Raw genomic sequence first — 22,404 nt, 5'->3', positions numbered from 1 at the left:
CTGGACCCATGGAGTGGACCGCCGACATCCTGGGAACCGGCTTCCAGTCCTGCAGCATAGACGCCGCAGGACCGGATGGCGTGGTCCGTCATGCCACGCTGATCCGTTATCGGGCGGATCCGTTGCCCCAGGCAGCAAGCGAAGTAAACGGTTCGGCGCGACGGCTGGGCGTTGTCCTGTTCCTGCACGGCTGGAGTGACTACTTCTTCAATACCGAGCTCGCGGAGTTCTGGTCGGGCCAGGGATATGAGTTCTATGCGCTGGACATGCACAACCATGGACGAAGCCTCCAGCCCGGACATCCCGGCGGTTATGTTGCCAACCTGACCGACTACGACGCCGAGATCAACCAGGCCATCGAGGCGATTCGCAAGGACCGTTCAGGGTCCCCGGCTGAAAGCCTGACACTCATGGGTCACTCCACTGGTGGGCTCGTAGCCGCCCTCTGGGCGAGCCGACACCCTGGAATGGTCCAGTACCTCATTCTCGACAGTCCCTGGTTGGAGATGCATGGCAGTTCAATGGTTCGCCGGGCAGCGCACGCCATGGTGGCGCCTTTGGCGAGGTTTCGCCCCGAAACCGTCCTGAGATTGCCGGAACGCGGATTCTACTTCCGCAGCATCAGCAGTTCCGCAGAGGGCGAATGGCACCTGGACGAGAAGTACCGGCCTCCCATGGCCTTTCCCGTTCGGGCTGGATGGCTCAGCGCCGTCTTTGCCGGCCAATCCCAGGTGGCTCGCGGGTTGCATCTGGAAATGCCCGTCCTGGTCCTGATCTCCTCAGCCAGCGCCAACGGCATGGTGTGGCACGAATCCATGCGCCGTTCAGACGCCGTGCTCGATGTCGGCGTCATGGCATTGCGGGCCATGGCACTGGGCCGGACCGTCACTTTGGAGCGAATCGATGGCGGCCTCCATGACGTTTTCCTGTCTGCACCGGCCGTACGGAAGGACGCCTACGGCCGCCTGGCCCGATGGATCAAGGGCTTCATGCAGGACGAAGCACCGGATGAACAACACAAGGGGGACAGATGACCGTTCCAGAGGAAACCGGGACCAGATGGAGACGTGACATCCTGGGCCACGGCTTTGAATGCATGGACCTGCCACTGAAGCCGGATGAAGAGGGGCAGGTCAAGGCGACGCTGGTCAGGCATGCACCTCCGGTCAGCCAGCCCGCCCCGCAGGGTGTCCTGGATTTCCTGGTGTCTTTCACCAAGCGCAAGCGCCGCGCCGCACCGGCAGATCCCGGAGGCGCCCCAAGGGCGGTCCTCTACCTGCACGGATGGGCGGACTACTTCCTTCAAACCGAACTCGCCGAGTACCTCACAGCCTCGGGCTTTCACTTCTATGCGTTGGACCTGCGGAAATTCGGGCGCAGCCTCCTACCGGGACAGACCCCGGGGTACACAGTGGACCTTGGCGTTTACGACGAGGACCTGGCAGTGGCCTTGGCGGAGATCGAACGGGATGTCATGGCCCGGACCGGCAACGGCACGGCACCAACAATCCACATGGTTGCACACTCATTGGGTGGTCTCATCGCCGCCCTGTGGGCTGACCGCAATCCGGGCAGAGTGGGAACGTTGGTGTTGAATTCGCCGTGGCTGGAACTGCAGGGCAGCAGCTTGGTCCGAAGTATCGCCATGCATTTGGTGGAACCTTTCGCCCGCACCGACCCAAAACGACCGTTCAGGCTCCCCGAGCTGCCGGCGTACTGGGAAAGCGTCAGCAACGAAGCCCATGGTGAGTGGATCCTGGATCCGGTGTGGCGGCCCCGGGCTTCCTTTCCGATCCGGGCGGGCTGGACCAAGGCCGTGCTCGCCGGGCACGCCGCCGTGGAACGCAAGCTCAACATTGACGCACCAGTCCTGGTCCTCTTGTCCGGGAGGACACGAATCCAGGCCGAATGGACGGCGGACCTCATGCGGGCCGACGCTGTCATCGACGTCGAGCAAACCTCCCGGCGCGCGTTGGGCCTGGCACGGCGCACGGCCGTTTTCCGCTATCCCGGAGCCCTCCATGACGTCTTCCTGTCCCGGCGGACGGTCCGCCAGCAGGCCTACCGCGACGTCGCGGTCTGGCTTGCGGCCTACCCCTACTGAGTTTGCGCAACCCCAGTTAACACGGCCATGCTATTTGGCGACGGGTGCGGCATCTACTGCCCCGCCATAGCGGCGATCCCGCTTGGCGTAGATCTCCACAGCCTCCCAGAGCGTCCGCCTGTCGACGTCCGGCCACAGCGTGTCCATGAAAACGAACTCCGCGTAGGCTGACTGCCAGAGAAGGAAGTTGGAGAGCCGCTGCTCGCCCGAGCTGCGAAGGAACAGATCCACGTCCGGAAGGTCGGGTTCGTCCAGGTACTTCTGGATGGTCTTCTCCGAGACGGAGCCGGGCTTCAAACGCCCCGCCGCAACATCGTGGGCAATGGCCGAGACGGCATCTGCGATTTCCGCCCGTCCGCCGTAGTTAACACACATGGTCAACGTACACGTGTCGTTGGCGCGCGTGTAGTCCTCGGCCTCTTCCAACTCCTTGATCACCGAACCCCACAACCGCGGCCGACGACCCGCCCAACGGATCCGGACTCCCCACTCATCAAGTTGATTGCGTTGGCGTCGTAGTACGTCCTTGTTAAATCCCATGAGGAACCGGACTTCTTCAGGCGACCGCCGCCAGTTCTCGGTGGAGAAGGCATAGACGCTGACGTACTTGATGCCGAGTTCGATCGCACCCGCCATGACGTCCAACAGTGCCGGCTCGCCTGCCTTGTGGCCCTCAACCCGGGGCAGCCCCCGCTGGTTGGCCCAGCGCCCGTTGCCATCCATGACGATGGCCACGTGCTGGGGTATGAGCTCACTCGGAATTTTTGGTGGCACTGCCCCTGAAGGGTGACCATAAGGCGCCACCACCGGTGCCGTCCTCGCAACTGTTGACTTGTTCTTCTTGCCAAGTGCCACTGTCAGCTTCGCTCCACATGTTTGAGTGATTTCACGGCGCGTTCCAAATGCCATTGCAGGTAACTGGCCACCAGCCCCGCACTTTCCCTGCGATGCCGGGGATCCGAAACATCGGCGACGCTCCAATTGCCTGTCAGCAATGCTCCGAGGAGTTCCACGGTCTCCGGCGCGGGGGCCGGGGACCCCGGCGGTCGGCAATCGCTGCACACCATTCCGCCCACCGGTGCCGCGAAGGCAGTGTGCGGGCCGGGACGGCCGCAACGGGCACAATCCGTAAAACTCGGCGCCCACCCCCCGGTGGCCAGGGCCCGAAGCAGATACGAATCCAGAATGAGCTCGGGAGGATGGTCGGAGCGGCTCAATGCGGCCAAAGCCCCTACCAGCAGGTTGTATTGGGCGGTCCCCGACTCAGTGTCGGCATCCGTCAATTTCTCGGCTGTCTCGGTCATTGCGGCCGCCACAGTAAAGCGACCGTAATCGGCGGCGATATCGCTTCCGTAGGCACCCTTGGCGACGGCTTGCGTCACGATGTCAAGTGTCCGGCCAGCGACCAGTTGCAGGTCTGCGACCATAAACGGCTCGAGGCGCGCGCCGAATCGGCTGCTGGTTCTCCGGACTCCCTTGGCGACGGCCCGGACCTGCCCGTGGTGCTTGGTCAAAAGGGTGATGATCCTATCCGCCTCGCCCAGCTTATGGGTGCGGAGCACCACGGCATCGTCCCGATAGGACCGTGCTGCAAACGACGGATTGGCCACAACTAATCTTTGCACTTCGCCCGGGTCCGGCGTGACCGCCAGACGGTGTGGTGACTGAAAATCCAGTCACCACACCGCAGGAACCTATGCTTGGGCGTCGCGGACTGCCCGGTTTACTGCCGAAATCAAGGCCTTCAGCGATGACGTCGTGGTGCTGGGGTCGATCCCGACTCCCCACAGGACGCGTTCACCTACAGCGCATTCGACGTACGCTGCTGCACTGGCGCTGCCGCCTTCAGAGAGCGCATGCTCGCTGTAGTCGAGCACCCGGACGTCTACGCCGTCATGGTGCAGGATGTCCAGCAGTGCCGCGATGGGACCGTTGCCGTGGCCTGTGCGTCGCACTTCGGCGCCGTCGATCCTGAGGTTTGCGTTCATGGTCATGGCACCGGATTCGTCGGTCTCGGTGCTCACGCTGCCCAGGGTATAACGGCCCCACTGGGCCTGCTCTTCCTCCGAGGGGAGGTATTCGTCCTGGAATATCTGCCACAGCTGGGCACCACTGACCTCGCCACCCACAGCGTCGGTGCGTCGCTGGATGACTCCGGAGAACTCAATCTGTGCCCTGCGCGGCAGGTCGAGGTTGTGCTCGTTCTTCAACAGGTAGGCAACGCCACCCTTACCGGACTGCGAGTTTACCCGGATCACGGCTTCGTAGCTTCGGCCGAGGTCCTTGGGGTCGATAGGCAAGTACGGGACCTGCCAGGTGAAGTCGTCCACGGACTTGCCGGCAGCTGCCGCGTCCTTCTCGAGAGCCTCAAAGCCCTTCTTGATGGCGTCCTGGTGCGAGCCGGAAAACGCGGTAAATACGAGGTCGCCACCGTACGGGGAACGCTCCGGAACAGGCAGTTGGTTGCAGTACTCCACCGTGCGGCGGACTTCATCGATGTCGGAGAAGTCGATCATGGGATCAACGCCCTGCACGAACATGTTCAGGCCCAAGGTCACCAGGTCCACGTTGCCGGTGCGCTCTCCGTTGCCGAACAGGCAGCCTTCAATCCGATCCGCACCCGCCAGGTATCCGAGCTCAGCAGCTGCTACTCCCGTGCCGCGGTCGTTGTGCGGGTGCAGGGAGATGATAATTCCCTCGCGGGGGTGCAGGTTCCGGTGCATCCACTCTATGGAGTCTGCGTAGACGTTTGGCGTTGCCATTTCCACCGTGGCGGGCAGGTTGATGATGACCTGCTTGTCGGCGGAGGCCTCAAAGACATCAGCAATGGCGTTGCAAACGCGGGCTGCATATTCCAGCTCGGTTCCCGTGAAGGACTCGGGCGAATATTCGTACGTAATGTGCGTGTCCGTCAGCGTCTCTTCGTACTTCTTGCAGAGACGGGCACCCTGCAAGGCGATATCCATGATGCCGTCTTCGTCCTGGTTGAAGACAACCCGCCGCTGCAGCACCGAGGTGGAGTTGTACAAGTGGACAATGGCCTGCTTGGCCCCCACCAAGGACTCATAGGTCCGTTCGATCAGGTGCTCGCGTGCTTGGGTCAGGACCTGGATGCTAACGTCGTCGGGAATGTGGCCGCCTTCAATGAGCTGCCGAACGAAGTCGAAATCTGTTTGGGACGCCGAGGGGAATCCAACCTCGATCTCCTTGTAGCCCATCTTGACGAGCAGCTGGAACATCTTCAGCTTGCGTGCCGGACTCATGGGATCGATCAGGGCCTGGTTTCCGTCCCGCAGGTCAACGGCGCACCAGCGAGGGGCTTTGGTGATGACCTCGTCCGGCCAGGTGCGGTCCGGAACCTCTACAGTGATCTGGTCCTGGAATGGCAGGTAGCGGTGAATCGGCATACCGGAGGGCTTTTGTGCATTACGCATGATGTGGCCTTTTCTGTAAAGAACTAAGTGAAAGCTTAGCCGGACACAACGGAACTCCGCGGCGAGGATGGCCCAGCGTCAGATAGCTTTCAGGCCTCGCCGCGGCAGCTAAGAAGAAGCATTTCCGCACGCACAAATTCACAGTAACACGATGCGTATGATGACAGTGCAACACCTCATGCAACGTCCACTATGCAGACGCCACGACGGTGGAAACGCCGGCTGCAGCGTCCACACAAGGAGCCACAGTGCCACAGTCGGGGATCACTCTTTCCAACATCGACCACAACGTCCGGCCCCAGGACGACCTTTACCAACACGTCAATGGCGCGTGGCTCAACAGCACGACCATCCCTGACGACCGGCCGCTGGAAGGAACCTTCACCGCGCTGCGTGACGGTGCCGAGCTGGCTGTCAAGGCGATCATTGAGGAAGCTGCCGCGAAGGCGGACTCAGCTACCGGCGTCGAACAGAAGGTCGGTGGCCTGTACGCCAGCTTCATGGATGAGGCCGCGGCGGAGGAAAAAGGATTCGACCCGGTCCGCGGCAGGCTCCAGGAGGTTGAATCCGTTGACTCCCCGCAGGAATTGGCGGCGCTGATCGGGCGATTGTTCCGGGCCGATGTCTCGGGCCTGTTCTCCATCTACCCGGCGCCTGATGCTGGAAATCCCGAGCGCATCCTTCTCTATATCGGTCAGGGCGGCTTGGGGTTGCCGGACGAGTCGTACTACCGTGACGAAAAATTCGAAGCGATCGTGGCGGCTTACGGTAAGTACATTGCCGCCATGTTCAACCTCGCTTCCATACCTGATGCACAGGCCGCCTCTGAACGCGTGGTCGCCCTCGAAAGGGCCCTTGCCTCACATCACTGGGACAACGTCACGCTGCGGGATCCGCAAAAGACCTACAACCTCAAGACCGCAGACGAGGCCCGGGCACTGTTTCCCTTGCTGGACACGTGGTTCGAAACTGCACGCGTGGACCCGGCCAAGCGGACCGAGCTGGTGGTCAGCACGCCGGACTTCTTTGCCGGTGCCGCTGCCCTACTGGAATCCGAACCGCTTCAAACGTGGAAGGAATGGCTGACCCTGCGCATACTGAGCTCGGCCGCCCCGTATTTGTCGTCCGGTTTCGTCGATACCAACTTCGACTTCTACGGGACCACGCTCAGCGGAACGCCCCGCAACAAGGAGAGGTGGAAGCGCGGCGTTGCCGTGGTGGAAGCGGCGCTTGGCGAAGCCGTAGGCCAAATCTACGTTGAACGGCACTTCCCTCCCGGTCACAAGGCCCGGATGGAGACACTGGTGGGAAACCTCATCGAGGCCTACCGGGACAGCATCTCCGCCTTGACATGGATGAGCGAAGAAACCAAGGTTGAAGCCCTCAAGAAACTCCAGGCGTTCCGGCCCAAGATCGGTTTCCCGGAAAAATGGATCGATTACTCTGCCGTCGAGATCGACCCCGCTGACCTCCTGGGCAACGTTGAGCGTGCTCACAATGCCGACGTCGACAGGCACCTTGACGAGATCGGCAAGCCCGTCGATCTCACCAAGTGGCTTATGACGCCACAGACCGTCAATGCCTACTATCACCCGATGCTGAACGAAATCGTCTTCCCCGCCGCTATCCTCCAGCCGCCATTCTTCAACGCCGACGCAGACGACGCCGTGAACTACGGTGGCATCGGAGCGGTCATCGGACACGAAATCGGCCACGGATTCGACGATCAGGGATCACAGTTCGACGGCACGGGCGCCCTTCGGAACTGGTGGACCGAAGAAGACCGCACTGCCTTTGAAGCTCTCACTACCAAACTGGTGGCACAGTACGACGCCCTCTCCCCCTACGCAGCCCCGGACCACAAGGTGAACGGCAAGCTGACACTGGGCGAGAACATCGGCGACCTGGGTGGCCTCGCCATCGCCTACAAGGCCTACCTGCTCAGCCTGGACGGTGCCGAGCCGGAAGTCATCGACGGTTTCACCGGACAGCAGCGGTTCTTCATGTCCTGGGCAGCCGGCTGGCGCCAAGTGATCCGCACCGAAGAAGCGATCCGGAGGCTGGCTACTGACCCGCACTCCCCCAACGAGTTCCGCACCAACGCCATTGCCCGCAACCTCGACGCTTTCCACCAGGCGTTCTCCGTGGCCGAGGGCGACGGTATGTGGATGGAACCCGGAGAACGGGTCAGCATCTGGTAATTGGCTGGCAACAGCACAAGAAAGAGGCCGGGCCACATGGCCCGGCCTCTTTTGGCTTCATAAACTATTGGTCGATATACAGCGGATTGACCTGCTGGCAGACGGCGTCGCTGGCTGTCTGGTTGACGACGTCCGGCGGCACCGAAGCAGCACCGTAGACAGAGCCCGTACCGAAGTCGGTGCCTACATAGAGCTGAACCCCGGCAACTCCTGCTGCCTGCTGGACCTGCGTGGCCGGAATGCCGTAGAGGGTTGCCACGTCAGCGGCCACATCCGCAAAACCGGCTCCGTAATAGACCACGGTCTGGTCCACCGGGTTCGCCAGGTAGGACACCGCCTGGGCGAAGCCGTTGCCCGTGAGCACAGCCATTACTTCCTGGGTCCTGGCAGCAATTCCGCTGCCGTTGGCGACCGCGACCGGCTGGATGGCCTTGTCGTATGCGGGCACGGCCGGCGCCGTAGCCGTGGGCTGCGCTGTCGGGCTTCCGGAAGCAGCCGGGCTTGAGGTAGCGCCCGGTGAGGTCAGGTCAAGGTCGGCCCGCAGCGCCGAGAAAAGCTGCGATGCCTGTGGTTCCGCCAGCTCCAGCCGGTTCGGATCGATGGCAGCGGGCTGGGTGGGAACAGCGACGAAGGCCACCTTGGAAACATCAATGTCCTTCAGGCGCCCACCGATCGTCAGCAGGGACGGCACGGAAGCCAGTCCGTCGTCCACCGTAAGGTTCTGGGTAACAACGTCGGCAATTTGCAGCAGGCGCTGTGGGTTGCCCAAAGTACCTTCGTCCTTGAGTTTCCTGGTCAGGGACGAAAGGAACGCCTGCTGGCCCTTGATCCGTCCGAGGTCGCCACCGTCGCCGAACGCATGCCTGGTTCGCAGGAACGCCAACGCCTGTTCGCCCTCAACCTGGGAAGTGCCCTTGGGCAGGCGAAGGCGGGAGTCCGGATCGAAAACGGGATCGCTGACGCAGACATTAACGCCACCAACAGCTTTGGAGAGTTCCTTGACGGCGTTGAAGTCCGCCATCATGAAGTGATCGATCTCCAGGCCCGTCAACTTGTTGACAGTGTCCACAGCACAGCCAATGCCGGCCTCGGCCATGGCTTCGTTGATCATCACGCCACTTCTGGCAGGGAAGGTCTGGTTGTTGGTGTGGTCGGTACACTGCGGCACATCAACCAGCAGGTCCCGGGGGAAGCTCATGACATTGACGCGCTTGTTGTCCGCGGAAATGTCCAGCAGCATCATGACGTCGGAATGCCCATAGCCGGTGGAGTCCTCGGAGCTGCCGTAGTCGGAGTTTTTTCCATCACGGGTGTCCGAGCCAAGAATGAGGATCTGCAGCCGGTCGGTCTTGTCATTTGCTGCCGCTACCCCCGAATCCCGGTTTTCGCCGGCGCTGAGAGGGGCTTTGGTGATGTTCGACTGAAGGCGGATAAACCAGAAAGCGGCAAAGGCGACGCCGGCGACCAGCGCCAGGGAAACCACACCGGTCGTAATTTTCAACCAGAGCGGCAGTCCCTTGCGTTCCTTCATATGCCGGGGGGTGCCATCAGCATCCTCCCCATGGCGTCCCGCAACGGGGCCGGCGGTGCCGGTGCCCTGCGGGCGGGCGTCACGACGTCGCACTATTCGGTTTACCTTTCCTCAAACACCTGAATCTCCGCAATCATAGTTGCCGATTCTGGGAAGTTCCTTATCGGACCAACACTGCGCAGGATCGTGTCCCGGCAAACCTAGAACCCGAGTTTCACCAGCTGCTTGGGATCGCGCTGCCAGTCCTTGGCCACCTTGACGTGGAGATCCAGGTAAATCCGGGTGCCGAGGAGGGTTTCGATGCCCTTGCGGGCGTTGGTTCCCACTTCCCGCAGGCGACTCCCACCCTTACCGATGATGATGGCTTTTTGGGACGGCCGCTCAACGTAAAGGTTGACCCGGACATCCAGGAGCGGGTTGTCCTCCGTTCGGCCTTCGCGGGGAACGATCTCTTCAACCACTACCGCCAGGGAGTGCGGAAGCTCGTCCCGAACGCCCTCCAGGGCAGCCTCCCGAATCAATTCGGCGATCATCACTGCCTCTGGCTCATCAGTGAGTTCGCCGTCAGGGTACAGCGGGGGCGACGGCGGCATGTGGCTGATCAGGACATCGGCAACCGTGGAGACTTGGAAGCCGTCCGCTGCAGAAACCGGGACAATGTCTGCCCAGCCCTGTTCACCCAGGACGTCCCGCCCCAGTTCGGCGACGGCGAGCAACTGCTCCGTCAATGCCTGCCGATCCACCAGGTCGGTCTTGGTCACGAGGGCAACGATCGGTTTGCGACCCACTGCGGCCAGCTGCGCTGCAATGTACTTATCGCCCGGGCCGATTTTCTCGTTGGCCGGAAGGCAGAAACCAATGGCGTCAACTTCCGAGAGGGTGTCGGCCACAAGATCGTTGAGGCGCTTGCCGAGCAAGGTGCGGGGCCTGTGCAGGCCCGGGGTGTCCACGAGGATCAGCTGCGCGTCGTCGCGGTGCACTATTCCACGGATGGTGTGGCGCGTGGTTTGCGGCTTTGCCGAGGTAATGGCCACTTTCTGGCCCACCAAGGCGTTCGTCAGGGTTGATTTGCCGGCATTGGGCCGGCCAACCAGCACGGAGAAACCTGCGTGGAAGCCACCGAAGTCCTGATCGGCGTCGAATTTCTTATTTTGCTTGCTCACGTGGAACTCCCTGTTGCGTTGAGTCGGCGTCTTCGAGGAGGTCCTCAAAGTCAGTGTCTTCCTTTGGAATGGCTGCCGCAATGATGTGGCTGACCCTGTTTCGGCGACCCTCAAGCCTATCGGCCCTTAGCGACACTCCGTTCACTTCAACAGAACTTCCCACAATCGGTACCTGCCCGAGTGCCTTGGCGAGGAGGCCACCCACAGTGTCTACCTCGTCGTCGTCGAGGTCCATGTCGAACAATTCGCCCAAGTCATCGATGCTCATCCGTGCGCTGACCCGGTACGTGCCGTCCCCAAGGTCGACGGCTTCTTCGGCGGCAGCGTCGTATTCGTCCACGATCTCACCAACGATTTCCTCGATGAGGTCCTCAAGGGTGACCAGGCCCGCGGTGCCACCGTACTCATCGATAACGATGGCTACGTGGGTGGATTCCTGCTGGAGTTCCCGCAGGAGGTCGCTCACCGGCTTGGATTCGGGAACGTAACGGACATCCCGGGCGAGCGAGTCGACGTCGTGGGCCTGGAGTCCAGGTTCCGTGCGATGCAGCGCCGCCGCTACGTCCTTCAGGTAGAGGATTCCGCGGATCTGGTCCGTGTTTTCGCCGATCACGGGGATTCTTGAGTAGCCCGAACGCAGGAACAGGCCCATTGCCGTTTCCAGGTCCGAGCCGGTTCCGATGCTGACAATGTCAGTCCGGGGCACCATTACTGAGCGCACCAGGGTGTCGCCGAAATCGAATACGGAATGGATGAGTTCAGCCTCGTTGTCCTCGATCATGTCCGACTCGGCTGCCCGGTCCACGAATTCTCGGAACTCTTCTTCGCTGACGAATGCGTCATCCCCCGCCGGAGCACCCGGCGCCACTGCCTGGCCAAGGGCCACAAGCCACCCGGGAATGGGCCCAAGGATCCAGCAGAGGAACCTGATCAGGGGCGCGGTGAACCGTACTACCGGCCCCGAGTGGGCCCGGCCCAACTGCCGCGGCGAAACTCCTACCAGTACAAAACCGATGACGGCCATGATGCCCGTGGCCGCAAGGCCCGCAAGCCACACGTTGTCCAACAGGCTGTGAAGGACGACGGCGACCGCAACCGCGGCCGCCATCTCGAACCACACCCGCCAAAACCGCAGTGCGCGCATGTGTGCGATGGGGTTCCTCAGGATGCCGCCCAGGGCCTTGCCCTTGCTTCGGCCAATGGATTGTTCGGCTTCGTGCCGGGGCAGGAAGTTGAAGGCAGCCTCCGCTGCCGTCAGCAAGGCAACGAAACTCAGGAAAACCAGCGCCATGCCGACCAGGATGATCGAGGTCACTGCATGGTCTCCATGGGGGCATCCTTGCCCAGGAATTCAGACAGCAACTCACGCTGCAAACCGAACATTTCTGCTTTCTCGTCAGGCTCTGCATGGTCGAAGCCAAGCAAATGGAGAATGCCGTGGGTGGTGAGCAACAGCATCTCGTCCTGCGTGGGGTGCCCCGCGTTGCGCGCCTGGACCTCGGCCACTTGCGGGCAGATGGCGATGTCGCCCAGCATGCCCTGGGGCGTCGGCTTGTCCGGCGTGCCCGGAGTCAACTCGTCCATCGGCACAGAGAGAACGTCCGTGGCCCCGGGTTCGTCCATCAGCTCGATGTGCAGCTTCTCCATGGCAGGCTCGTCCACCAGCAGGATGGACAGCTCGGCTTGGGGGTGGATGTAGAGACGCTCAAAGATGAAGCGGGACAACGTCACCAGCTGGGCCTCGTCCACCGCGACGCCGGACTCGTTGTTTACTTCGATGCTCATTTACGTTCTCCACGCTTGTGATGGGTGTTGGCGTCGGCGCGGTGCGCGTCGTCCCAGTTGCTGTACGCCGAGACGATGTCGGCCACCAAACGGTGCCTGACGACGTCGGCGGCTTCGAGGATCGAGAAGTTGACGTCGTCGATGCCCTTAAGGATTTCCCGGACAATCCGCAGGCCGGAGGTGGCTCCGAACGGAAGGTCGATCTGCGTGACGTCTCCGGTGACCACCATCTTGGAGCCGAAACCAAGCCGGGTAAGGAACATCTTCATCTGTTCCGGCGTGGTGTTCTGTGCTTCGTCAAGAATGATGAAAGCGTCGTTCAACGTGCGGCCACGCATGTAAGCCAAGGGGGCCACCTCAATGGTCCCGGCAGCCATCAACCGCGGTATGGATTCTGGATCCATCATGTCGTGCAGGGCGTCGTAGAGCGGACGTAGGTAGGGATCGATCTTGTCACTCAGCGTCCCGGGAAGGAATCCGAGGCGCTCCCCCGCTTCGACGGCCGGTCGCGTCAGGATGATCCTGCTGACTTCCTTCGTTTGCAGGGCCTGGACAGCTTTTGCCATGGCGAGGTAGGTCTTGCCCGTACCGGCGGGACCGATTCCGAAGATGACCGTGTTGTCGTCGATGGCATCCACATAGTTCTTCTGGTTCAGCGTCTTGGGGCGGATGGTCTTGCCCCTGCTGGAAAGAATGTTGTGCGTCAGGACGTCGGCCGGATTTTGCACGGATTGCGTACGAAGCAGCGAGACAAGCTGCTGAAGAACGTCAGGAGTCACCAGGGTCCCCTTGGACACCAGCCCGCGGACCTCCTCAAGGAGGCGCAGCACGCGGGAGATATCGGTGGACGGACCTGTCATGGAGAGTTCGTTGCCGCGGACGTGGAAATTGACGCCCTCGAACTGTTCCTCGATGTAGCGCAGGGCTTCATCGTGGCTGCCCAACGAGTGAACCATCTGGTCGGAGTTGTCGAACGTGACAATTTCCGTGCGCGTGCCCGGTAAGGTGTGCGGGAACTCAGTGGGCGGCAGGTTGCCGTTTCCGGTCCTGAGCCGCCCGTTCAAAGATTCACTCATAGTGTTGGCCGTGGGGCCTGTTCTCCTCCGTTTGGATGGTGTCCTGGCAATAATCCTACGCCAGCCCGTCCCGGATGGACCTCATCGAGTGCCTCCCTGACAAGCCCGCAAAGGGATCGCCGACATTTTGTCTCAACTCGGCATCAAGCCGGTATCAATCATGTTTCAGTTGCCCCGGGTCCCCTCATTCCCGGCCGACCGCCGTCGGCAATGTGCCAAGCTGGCATAGCGGGTGGACACGACCCCCGCAGCCCAGCCGACCCGGCAGAGGGTTGCCAACGACGCACGGCAGGACAGGAACCCCCATCAGTAAGCAAGGAAACACCGAGCACAGCGCACGCAAGCGGAAGAGATCCGCTCTTGCCGTGCCCGCAATGGTGACTGTCCTGCTGCTGACAGGCTGCATCGCAGACGGGGCGGGAAGCCAGGTTTCGTCCAGTTCCCCTTCACTGTCCGTGCAGGAGGCCCCTGCAAGCAACGCTCCCTTGGAAACCACGCAGGCTTCCACGAAAATTCCGGTGTACTGGATCGGCCGCAGCAAGGACGAGGTCTACCTGTATCGCGAGTTCAGGGACATCGACGGTGACGACAACCCCGTGACCACCGCCCTGCGGATCATGATGGCGGAAAAGCCACTGGACCATGATTTCTTCACGCCGTGGCAGCAACCAAGCAACCTCGCTACCTCCATTTCCGGCAAGAACGTCATCACGGTCGACATCTCCCGAGACGCCTTTAATTCGAACCTCGATGCTGTCATGGCGCAACGGGCAGTTCAGCAGCTGGTCTACACGGCCACTGCCGCCGCTTCTTCGTCGGGCCTGATCAATTCCGGCCAACAGATCCAGGTGGTCATCCTGGTGGACGGCCACCCCGACTACATGGCATTCGGGCAAGTGAAGCTGGGACAACCGATGGCGCGCGACGCCTCACTGGTGGCACCGCTGTGGATCATCGATCCGCAGGAGGATGTCACCCTGCCGCCGGGCGCGGTGAAGTTCAATGGCCGCAGCACCGACAGCTCCAAACCCATCGCCTGGCAGATCCTGAGTGACAACGGCAAGGGCGAGAAAACGGGCTTGCTCAACGGCCAAGCCAAGCCAACGGGCGAGCCAGGCCAGTACGGCGTCTTCACTTTCGGCGCAACGTTGAAGGCCGGCAAGTACGAGCTGAGGGTGTCTCAGGTGGATGCCACCGGCAACGTCATCGACTCCAGTACCGACACGCGGCTGTTCAGCGTCGGCTAAGACTCGACAGCGTCCTACCAGCGACCCAGGACATCACTGGCGAGAACGACGGCGGCGGGTCCCGCCGTCGACGACCGCAGGACATGGTGCCCCAGCAGTGCCGTAACAGCCCCGGCGTCACTGAGCCGGGTGACTTCTCGCGGTGAGATTCCGCCCTCAGGCCCAACGATCAGGAGGACCTCACGGGGTGGGCCTTGATCTGGACCTTGCGGCATGCCCGATTCCTCCAGGACGGTCCGCAGGGGGTTCTTGGCGTCCTCGTGAAGGATGATGGCCAGGTCCGCGGCAGCGACGGATTTCGCCAATGCCGCAGTATCCACGACCGGGCGGACCTCGGGGATGTGCGACCTCCGGGCCTGCTTCGCGGCGGCGGCAACCACCGACTGCCATTTGGCGTGGGCCTTGGCCGCGCGATCACCCTTCCAACGGACAATGGAGCGTTCGGACTGCCACGGGACCACTGCGTCGATGCCGAGTTCAGTGGCCGTTTCGGCGGCAAGTTCGTCACGGTCCCCTTTGGCCAGCGCCTGGACGAGGACCAGGCGAATGGCTGGTTGCTCCTCGAACACCACGTCTGAGGCCGTCACGGCCAAGGTGCCCGAACCAACCTCGGAGACCGTGCCCGTCAACCGGGCGCCGGCACCATCGGCGATGTCCACCTGTTCGCCAACGGCCAGCCGTTTGACGGTGACCGCGTGGCGTGCCTCCGGACCCTCCAGGACGAAGACAGAACCGGGCCCCAGGTGGCTGAGGTTGCCGGCCTGGGTGAAGAAAACGGGGTTGCTCACCGCTACAGGTTACCGAGCTTGTCCCGCAGTTTGGCGAACATGCCACCGCTGGCAACCAGCTTTCCCTCGGTGAACTGTTCTCCACGCAGTTTGGCGAGCTGCTGGAGCAGCTCCTCCTGGGCGGCATCTAGCTTTGTCGGCGTCTCCACGTGCAGGTGCACCTTGAGGTCGCCTCGGCCGTAGCCGCGAAGGTGGGTCACACCCAGGCCGCGAAGAGTGATGATCTCGCCCGACTGGGTTCCCGCCTTGACGTCGATGTCCTGCGCGCCGTCGAAGGTGTCCAGCTGGAGTTCGGTACCCAAGGCAGCGGCTGTCATCGGCACGCTCAGAGTGGCGTGCAGGTCGTCGCCTTCACGCATGAACATGGAATCGTTGTTGACACGGATTTCGACGTAAAGGTCGCCGGCAGGACCGCCCGCGGGGCCGGCTTCGCCTTGGCCGGACAACTGGATCCTGGTGCCGGTGGCCACACCGGCAGGAACCTTGATGGTGAGGGAACGACGGCTGCGGATGCGGCCCTGTCCGCTGCATTCGTTGCAGGGATCCTTGATGACCGTGCCGAAGCCCTCGCAGGAGCCACACGGTGCCGTGGTCATGACCTGGCCGAGGATGGACCGGACAGCCCGCTGGACCTGGCCGCTGCCACCGCAGATGTCACAGCGTTCAGGATGGGTACCGGGGCGGCAGCAACTGCCATCACAGGTGGGGCAAACCACCGCCGTGTCGACTTCGAGCTTCTTGTTGACGCCGAATACTGCGTCCTTGAGGTCGATCCGGACGCTGATCAGTGCGTCCTGGCCTCGACGGACCCGGGAGGCCGGCCCGCCGTGGCCGCCACCGCCGCCAAAGAAGGTGTCGAAAATGTCCTGGAAGGCGAAGCCCTGGCCGGAATAGCCGCCGCCGAAGCCGTTTTCTGTTCCGTTTTCATTGCCGGTGGCGTCGTAGACACGGCGCTTCTGCGGGTCCGACAACACCTCGTAGGCGTGGGTCACTGCCTTGAACTGCTCCGCGACATCTTCTCCGGGGTTGACGTCCGGGTGAAGTTTCCGCGCCAACTTGCGGTACGCCTTTTTGATCTCTTCCCCGGTGGCTTCCGGCGAGACTCCCAAAACGTCATAGTGGCTGCTCAAAGTCGGTATCTCTTCCTTGTTGTACTGCGGATGTTTCCTCGGGCCGGCGTTCAGCCGCCGAGAATGCGGGAAAGGTATCTGGCCACGGCCCGGACTGCGGCCATGGTGGTGGGATAGTCCATGCGGGTGGGGCCAAGGATCCCTACCTTGGCTCCAGACCCGTAGCCTGTGGCTACGACGGAGGCTTCAGCCAAACCGTCGTATGGGTTCTCCCGGCCAATGCTCACTGTCACGCCGCGCGGATCATCGCCCATATCGGACAACAACCGAAGCATGACGACTTGTTCCTCAAGGGCTTCCAGCACCGGGCCGATGCTCAAGGGAAAATCAACGTTGGAGCGGGCCAGGTTGGCGGTGCCCGCCATCAAAATGCGCTCTTCGCGGCTATTGTCGCTCAGTGACTGCAGGCCGTGGGCGAGGGTCTGGGCCAGGCCGCGAAGCTCGGGCGGGCAGAGAGCTACAACCGATGGCAGCACCTGTGGAAGGAGGTCCAGTTGCGTTCCGGCGATACTGCCGAGGAAACGCGACCTCAGCAGCATCAATGCCTCGTTGGCAACATCGGATCCGGCATCAATGACCTTCTGGCCCACGCTGCCAGTGTCCGCGATGAGGACGACGAGGACCTGTTTGGGTGCCAGTAACACGAACTCGACGTGGCGGACGACCGCCCGGCTGGAGTGCGGGTACTGCACGACGGCGACCTGGTTGGTCAGCTGGGAAAGGAGCCTTACGGTCCGCTCCAGGATGTCATCCACATCATCCGGACCCTCCAGGAGGGAATGGATGGCACGGCGTTCCGCCGCGGAGAGTGGCTTGACCTGGGAAATGCGGTCCACGAACAGGCGGTAGCCCTTGTCCGTGGGAATGCGACCTGCGCTGGTGTGGGGCGCAGCGATGAGGCCCTCCTCTTCCAGGACAGCCATGTCATTCCGGATGGTGGCACTCGACACACCCAGGTGGTGGCGCTCAACAAGGGCCTTGGATCCAACAGGTTCCCGGGAATGCACGTAGTCTTCAACGATGGCACGCAGCACTTCCAACTTGCGTGGCTCACTCATTGCTCCACCTCCTGACGACTTCCGTGGTCATGGCGACCGGTCACTGCGGCCCGCCCAACAGGCCTCCGCACTTAGCACTCAACATGCCCAAGTGCTAACAAGTCTATTATGGGCCACCCCGTTGCTAGCATTGAAAACGCCCGCATTCAGCTTCCAGCGTGCAGGCTCGGCAGCTTCGCAGCCAAACGGCTCCCCACCCATCCAAGTACTCAAAGGTAGGAAATATCCCTTGGCTTTCGACAACTGGGGTCCACAGGATCTGTCCGCTCCCGCCAAACGCCAACTCCCCGAGGTAGCGGTGCAGCGGGGAATGGTCCTCGAAGACGTCCAGTCCGGCTGGGTGGGCGAAGTGACCCGGGTCGAGAAAACCGGCGGCATGCACATCGTGTCCCTTGAGGACAGGCGTGGAAAGTCCAAATCGTTCCAGTTGGGATACGGCTTCCTGCTTGAAGGCCAGCCCATCCGACTGATGCCTCCAGCAGCCCGGCAGCCGGCGTCGGCCGTCCAACCGGGCCGAACGGCCTCCGGTTCCGTGAGGGTGCAAGGCCAGCGCGCACAGGTGGCCAAAGCCAGCCGCATCTGGGTGGAAGGAAAGCACGACGCCGAACTCGTCGAGAAGGTCTGGGGTGACGATCTTCGGGTGGAGGGCATCGTCGTTGAACCGTTGCATGGCGTGGACGACCTCGCTTCAGCCATTGCGGATTTCAACCCTGGACCGGACCGCCGGCTCGGGATCCTGGTAGACCACCTCGTCGAGGGGTCGAAAGAATCCCGCATCGCCGCCGAGGCCATGGCATGTCCCGGGGCCGCGGGAAACGTCCTCATTGTGGGACATCCTTACGTGGATGTGTGGCAAGCCATCAGGCCCAAGGTCCTGGGCATCGAGAAGTGGCCTACGGTTCCGCGCGGCATGGATTGGAAGACGGGCATCCTCCGTGCCTTCGGCTGGCCCCATGAGACCGCCGAGGACGTCGGATTGGGCTGGCAAAGGCTACTCGGGGCCGTACGGAGTTACGCGGACCTTGAAGCATCCCTGCTGGGCCGCGTTGAGGAAGTCATCGACTTCCTGACGGTCCCGTGAAGCACCGTCCCTGAATCAGTGCAACCGGAGTGCCACCGGGGAGTTGGTCCGGAGAAGCGGGCTGGTGCCGGTATTCTGGGACAGCAACACCGCAGCATCTTTACAGCAAAGGGAAGACACCGTGGCAGAGAACGCTCCTGAAGAACCGGGCAGCGCCGCAGGGCGGCCCCAGTACCATGGCGCGCCAGCCAATGCACTACCCCTGACGGCCGGCGAAGACCGGCAATGGGCCACGCTGGCGCACTTTGGCGGCATCCTTGGCTGCCTGCCTTCCCTGCTGATCTACCTGATCTTCCGGGACCGGGGACCCTTCACTGCACAGGAGTCCAAGGAAGCGCTGAACTTCACCCTTCCCCCGACCATCGCAGCGGTGCTGGCCAACATCCTCGTCCTGCTTCCGGTCGTGGGCAACGTCTTCGCCGTCATCGCGACCGGCATCTGGGTAGCGCTGACATGCTTCTCCGTCTCCGCGGGAATCCGCGTGAACCACGGCCAGCCGCACCGCTACAAACTCAACTTGCGCTGGATCAAGTAGCAGCCTGACCAGCAGGAGGGTCCGGGCAGTGCTGCCAAACGGCCGTGATGCTCAGTCCGGGAGGATCCTGCGGACCACTGCGTCTGCCAGCAGGCGACCCTTCAGGGTCAGGACCAAACGGCCCTTGAAGGCTTGAATCGGGTCCACCAATCCGTCTGCGATCAAACCTGCCATGGCGTGCCGGCCCACGGCGTCCATGGCATCCACCGCCAGGCCTGTGCCCAGGCGGGCCTCGAGCATGATGCGTTCGACCTCGCGCGTCTCAGTATCCAACGTTTCCCGGCCTGCCGCAGGCGAGCTTCCCGCTCCCAGCCGTGATGCGTAAGCAGTTGGGTGCTTGACGTTCCACCAGCGCACACCACCTACATGGGAGTGCGCTCCGGGACCAACACCCCACCAGTCATCTCCACGCCAGTACGCGAGGTTGTGTCGGCATGCCTGCTCCGGGGAACGGGCCCAGTTGCTGACCTCGTACCAGCCCATTCCCGCCGCCGAGATCAGTTCGTCAGCGAGTTCATACTTGGCGGCATGATCGTCGTCGTCGATGCCAGGCACCTCGCCGCGCCGGATCTGGGCAGCAAGCTTGGTGCCGTCCTCAACGATCAAGGCGTAGGCGCTGATATGGTCCGGGACGTACGACAAGGCCGTTTCGAGGGAAAGCCTCCAGTCCTCCATGGACTCCCCCGGGGTCCCATAGATGAGGTCCAGGCTGACGGCGAGTCCGGCGTCGCGGGCCCACTGCACCACCAAGGGAACGCGGCTGGGGGTGTGTGTACGGTCCAGCACTTTCAGGACATGCGGAACCGCGGACTGCATCCCAAAAGATACCCGGGTGAATCCGGCGTCCGCCAGCAGCTTCAACGATTCGGGCGTGACGGAATCAGGATTGGCTTCGGTGGTCACTTCCGCGCCGGGCTCCAGCCCCCACATCCCCACGGCGGCGCGCAGGATCCTTGCCAGGTCTTCGGCCGGAAGCAAGGTGGGAGTTCCGCCGCCGAAGAAGACGGTGCTCAGGGGACGCGCAGGAAGCAACGAGGACTCGAGTGCCGAAGCGGCGAAGTCGAGCTCCGAAATGGCGGTGCTGGCATAAGCGTCCTGTGAGGCGCCACCGCCCAGTTCCGTCGCGGTGTAGGTATTGAAATCGCAATAGCCGCAACGCACGGCACAAAAAGGGATATGGACGTACAGCCCGAACTTACGGTGCTCGACGCCCGCCAGCACCTGCGGAGGCAGAATGCCATCCACAGGTGCTGGATCGCCCAAAGGAAGGACGCTGGGCATTTACTTCTTGGCCTTGTCCTTGGACTCGTCGGTGGTCAGGGCGGCGATGAACGCCTCCTGTGGCACCTCCACGCGGCCCACCATCTTCATGCGCTTCTTGCCTTCCTTCTGCTTCTCCAGCAGTTTGCGCTTACGGGTGATGTCACCGCCGTAGCACTTGGCAAGGACGTCCTTGCGGATGGCCCTGATGCTCTCACGGGCAATGATGCGCGATCCGATGGCTGCCTGGATGGGCACTTCAAACTGCTGGCGCGGGATGAGTTCGCGGAGCTTGCCCGTCATCATCACGCCATAGGCGTACGCCTTGTCGCGGTGCGTGATGGCGCTGAACGCATCCACTTGCTCGCCCTGGAGCAGGATGTCGACCTTCACGAGATCGGCGACTTGCTCGCCATCGGCCTTCCAGTCCAGCGAAGCGTAGCCCCGGGTCTTGGACTTCAGGAGGTCGAAGAAGTCGAAAACGATTTCAGCCAGCGGAATCCAGTAACGGAGCTCCACACGGTCCTCGGACAGGTAGTCCATGCCCTTCATCTGCCCACGACGGCTCTGGCACAGTTCCATGATGGAGCCAACAAACTCGTTCGGCGCAAGGATGGTGGCCGAAACCATTGGTTCGCGGACCTCGGAAATCTTTCCGGTGGGGTACTCACTGGGGTTCGTCACGTGGACAACCTTCTTGTCCTCGAGCGTTACCTCATATTCCACGTTTGGAGCGGTGGAAATGAGGTCCAGGTTGTACTCGCGCTCAAGGCGCTCCCTGGTGATTTCCAGGTGGAGCAGTCCGAGGAAGCCAACACGGAACCCGAAGCCCAGCGCAGCCGACGTCTCGGGCTCGTAAACGAGGGCGGCGTCGTTGAGCATCAGCTTTTCGAGGGCATCACGAAGCACCGGATAATCGGTGCCGTCCAGCGGGTAGAGCCCGGAGAACACCATGGGTTTCGCGTCGGCGTAACCGCTTAGGGACTCCGAAGCAGGTTTCGCCAAATTGGTGACAGTATCGCCAACCTTGGACTGGCGGACGTCCTTCACACCAGTGATCAGGTAGCCCACTTCACCCACGCCGAGACCCTTGGACGGGGTTGGTTCCGGGGAACTCACACCGATCTCCAGGAGCTCGTGCGTGGCCCGGGTGGACATCATCTGGATACGCTCACGGGGATGCAACATGCCATCAACCACCCGGACGTAGGTCACTACGCCCCGGTAGGTGTCATACACGGAGTCGAAAATCATGGCACGGGCCGGTGCGTCCGGGTCACCCACGGGTGCCGGAAGGTCCCGGACAATTTTGTCCAGCAGTGCCTCTACGCCCACGCCCGTCTTGCCGGAAACCTTGAGGACATCCTCCGGGTCGCCGCCAATCAGGTTTGCCAGCTCAGCAGCGTACTTCTCCGGCTGCGCCGCCGGGAGGTCGATCTTGTTCAGCACGGGGATGATGGTGAGGTTGTTTTCCATGGCCAAGTACAGGTTGGCCAAGGTCTGCGCCTCAATGCCCTGCGCCGCGTCGACCAGGAGCACCGCGCCTTCGCATGCGGCCAGGGAACGCGAAACCTCGTAGGTGAAATCCACGTGGCCGGGGGTATCGATCATGTTCAGGGCGTAGCTGGTGCCATCGAGCTCCCAAGGCATGCGTACAGCCTGGGACTTGATGGTGATGCCACGCTCACGTTCGATGTCCATACGGTCCAGATACTGGGCCTTCATGTCGCGTTGTTGAACGACGCCGGTGTACTGCAGCATGCGGTCGGCCAGGGTGGACTTACCGTGGTCGATATGGGCAATGATGCAGAAGTTCCGGATGATGGCCGGATCTGTTGCGGCGGGCACCGGTGCGGTGCGGGCCATGGGAGACACGCAGGATCCTTACTGTCGATACTCACACGGCAATTCCACGAACTGGGCATAGGCCAGCCGGAACGCGCCGCGCATCTGATCCTCCAGTCTCCCACGAACCAGCGGTTCACCGTACATTGACCGCACTGATGAGTAC

The 22,404-nt window shown here is 62.2% G+C and carries 19 protein-coding genes; 6 read left to right on the top strand and 13 right to left on the bottom strand.

What is annotated here, in order from left to right; translation table 11 throughout:
- Positions 1 to 8 precede the first annotated feature (8 nt).
- Together J2Y68_RS01095 and J2Y68_RS01090 are read left to right on the top strand one after the other, a co-directional pair.
- The gene (locus J2Y68_RS01095; RefSeq protein ID WP_309988635.1) at positions 9 to 1,034 is read left to right on the top strand and encodes an alpha/beta hydrolase; all 1,026 of its coding nucleotides are present in this window, start codon (positions 9 to 11) and stop codon (positions 1,032 to 1,034) included.
- Complete coding sequence (locus J2Y68_RS01090; protein WP_309988634.1) at positions 1,031 to 2,104, top strand: alpha/beta hydrolase; 1,074 nt, start codon at positions 1,031 to 1,033, stop codon at positions 2,102 to 2,104. Before J2Y68_RS01095 ends, J2Y68_RS01090 begins: the two co-directional genes overlap by 4 nt.
- A gap of 30 nt (positions 2,105 to 2,134) precedes the next feature.
- On the opposite strand, the gene J2Y68_RS01085 is transcribed toward J2Y68_RS01090, so the two are convergent.
- The 3 genes from J2Y68_RS01085 to leuA form a co-directional block, all read right to left on the bottom strand.
- A complete protein-coding gene (locus J2Y68_RS01085) occupies positions 2,135 to 2,959 on the bottom strand; it encodes an isoprenyl transferase (RefSeq protein ID WP_309988632.1) in 825 nt (274 codons plus the stop codon).
- A 2-nt stretch (positions 2,960 to 2,961) separates the two neighbouring features.
- Complete coding sequence (gene recO, locus J2Y68_RS01080) at positions 2,962 to 3,714, bottom strand: DNA repair protein RecO (RefSeq protein WP_309988629.1); 753 nt, start codon at positions 3,712 to 3,714, stop codon at positions 2,962 to 2,964.
- A gap of 84 nt (positions 3,715 to 3,798) precedes the next feature.
- The gene (gene leuA / locus J2Y68_RS01075) at positions 3,799 to 5,538 is read right to left on the bottom strand and encodes a 2-isopropylmalate synthase (protein WP_309988626.1); all 1,740 of its coding nucleotides are present in this window, start codon (positions 5,536 to 5,538) and stop codon (positions 3,799 to 3,801) included.
- Between the two features lie 248 nt (positions 5,539 to 5,786).
- Between leuA and J2Y68_RS01070 the strand changes: the two genes are divergently transcribed.
- Positions 5,787 to 7,739, top strand: coding sequence for a M13 family metallopeptidase (locus J2Y68_RS01070; protein ID WP_309988624.1), 1,953 nt, complete (start codon positions 5,787 to 5,789; stop codon positions 7,737 to 7,739).
- Between the two features lie 64 nt (positions 7,740 to 7,803).
- Here J2Y68_RS01070 and J2Y68_RS01065 read toward each other — a convergent pair whose 3' ends face one another.
- The 5 genes from J2Y68_RS01065 to J2Y68_RS01045 all read right to left on the bottom strand — a co-directional run bounded on the left by J2Y68_RS01065 (position 7,804) and on the right by J2Y68_RS01045 (position 13,294).
- Positions 7,804 to 9,363 carry an LCP family protein gene (locus J2Y68_RS01065; protein WP_309988623.1) on the bottom strand — a complete coding sequence of 520 codons (1,560 nt, stop codon included), beginning with the start codon at positions 9,361 to 9,363 and terminating at the stop codon, positions 7,804 to 7,806.
- A 107-nt stretch (positions 9,364 to 9,470) separates the two neighbouring features.
- Positions 9,471 to 10,433, bottom strand: a complete 963-nt coding sequence (era, locus tag J2Y68_RS01060; RefSeq protein WP_211712333.1) for a GTPase Era — start codon at positions 10,431 to 10,433, stop codon at positions 9,471 to 9,473.
- Positions 10,417 to 11,748: a hemolysin family protein gene (locus J2Y68_RS01055; RefSeq protein ID WP_309988620.1), complete on the bottom strand. Its 1,332-nt coding sequence runs from the start codon at positions 11,746 to 11,748 to the stop codon at positions 10,417 to 10,419. Before J2Y68_RS01055 ends, era begins: the two co-directional genes overlap by 17 nt.
- The gene (gene ybeY / locus J2Y68_RS01050) at positions 11,745 to 12,218 is read right to left on the bottom strand and encodes an rRNA maturation RNase YbeY (protein WP_211712331.1); all 474 of its coding nucleotides are present in this window, start codon (positions 12,216 to 12,218) and stop codon (positions 11,745 to 11,747) included. The genes J2Y68_RS01055 and ybeY overlap by 4 nt, the downstream gene beginning before the upstream one ends.
- Positions 12,215 to 13,294, bottom strand: coding sequence for a PhoH family protein (locus tag J2Y68_RS01045; RefSeq protein WP_309988618.1), 1,080 nt, complete (start codon positions 13,292 to 13,294; stop codon positions 12,215 to 12,217). The genes ybeY and J2Y68_RS01045 overlap by 4 nt, the downstream gene beginning before the upstream one ends.
- 374 nt (positions 13,295 to 13,668) lie before the next feature.
- On the opposite strand from J2Y68_RS01045, the gene J2Y68_RS01040 reads away from it, so the two are divergent.
- Positions 13,669 to 14,541 carry a GerMN domain-containing protein gene (locus J2Y68_RS01040; RefSeq protein ID WP_309989886.1) on the top strand — a complete coding sequence of 291 codons (873 nt, stop codon included), beginning with the start codon at positions 13,669 to 13,671 and terminating at the stop codon, positions 14,539 to 14,541.
- Between the two features lie 14 nt (positions 14,542 to 14,555).
- Here J2Y68_RS01040 and J2Y68_RS01035 read toward each other — a convergent pair whose 3' ends face one another.
- Genes J2Y68_RS01035 through hrcA form a run of 3 tightly spaced genes read right to left on the bottom strand, consistent with a single transcriptional unit; the run spans position 14,556 to position 17,517 of the window.
- A complete protein-coding gene (locus tag J2Y68_RS01035; RefSeq protein WP_309988616.1) occupies positions 14,556 to 15,329 on the bottom strand; it encodes a 16S rRNA (uracil(1498)-N(3))-methyltransferase in 774 nt (257 codons plus the stop codon).
- Between the two features lie 2 nt (positions 15,330 to 15,331).
- Positions 15,332 to 16,459 (bottom strand): molecular chaperone DnaJ, encoded by a 1,128-nt coding sequence (gene dnaJ / locus J2Y68_RS01030; RefSeq protein WP_211712328.1) that lies wholly within the window; start codon positions 16,457 to 16,459, stop codon positions 15,332 to 15,334.
- A gap of 50 nt (positions 16,460 to 16,509) precedes the next feature.
- The gene (gene hrcA / locus J2Y68_RS01025; RefSeq protein ID WP_211712327.1) at positions 16,510 to 17,517 is read right to left on the bottom strand and encodes a heat-inducible transcriptional repressor HrcA; all 1,008 of its coding nucleotides are present in this window, start codon (positions 17,515 to 17,517) and stop codon (positions 16,510 to 16,512) included.
- A 229-nt stretch (positions 17,518 to 17,746) separates the two neighbouring features.
- Here hrcA and J2Y68_RS01020 point away from each other — a divergent pair, with 229 nt between their 5' ends.
- Positions 17,747 to 18,598 carry a DUF3097 domain-containing protein gene (locus tag J2Y68_RS01020; protein ID WP_309988612.1) on the top strand — a complete coding sequence of 284 codons (852 nt, stop codon included), beginning with the start codon at positions 17,747 to 17,749 and terminating at the stop codon, positions 18,596 to 18,598.
- A 121-nt stretch (positions 18,599 to 18,719) separates the two neighbouring features.
- Positions 18,720 to 19,133, top strand: coding sequence for a DUF4870 domain-containing protein (locus J2Y68_RS01015; protein ID WP_211712325.1), 414 nt, complete (start codon positions 18,720 to 18,722; stop codon positions 19,131 to 19,133).
- A gap of 51 nt (positions 19,134 to 19,184) precedes the next feature.
- Here J2Y68_RS01015 and hemW read toward each other — a convergent pair whose 3' ends face one another.
- Positions 19,185 to 20,414: a radical SAM family heme chaperone HemW gene (gene hemW / locus J2Y68_RS01010; protein WP_309988609.1), complete on the bottom strand. Its 1,230-nt coding sequence runs from the start codon at positions 20,412 to 20,414 to the stop codon at positions 19,185 to 19,187.
- Positions 20,415 to 22,268, bottom strand: a complete 1,854-nt coding sequence (gene lepA / locus J2Y68_RS01005) for a translation elongation factor 4 (RefSeq protein WP_309988606.1) — start codon at positions 22,266 to 22,268, stop codon at positions 20,415 to 20,417.
- Positions 22,269 to 22,404 lie beyond the last annotated feature (136 nt).

The organism is Paenarthrobacter nitroguajacolicus (assembly GCF_031455195.1).
In the GTDB taxonomy this organism is placed as follows: domain Bacteria; phylum Actinomycetota; class Actinomycetes; order Actinomycetales; family Micrococcaceae; genus Arthrobacter; species Arthrobacter nitroguajacolicus_D.
Note: the sequence above shows the minus strand (reverse complement) of the source record. Positions and strands in the feature narration are given on the sequence as shown.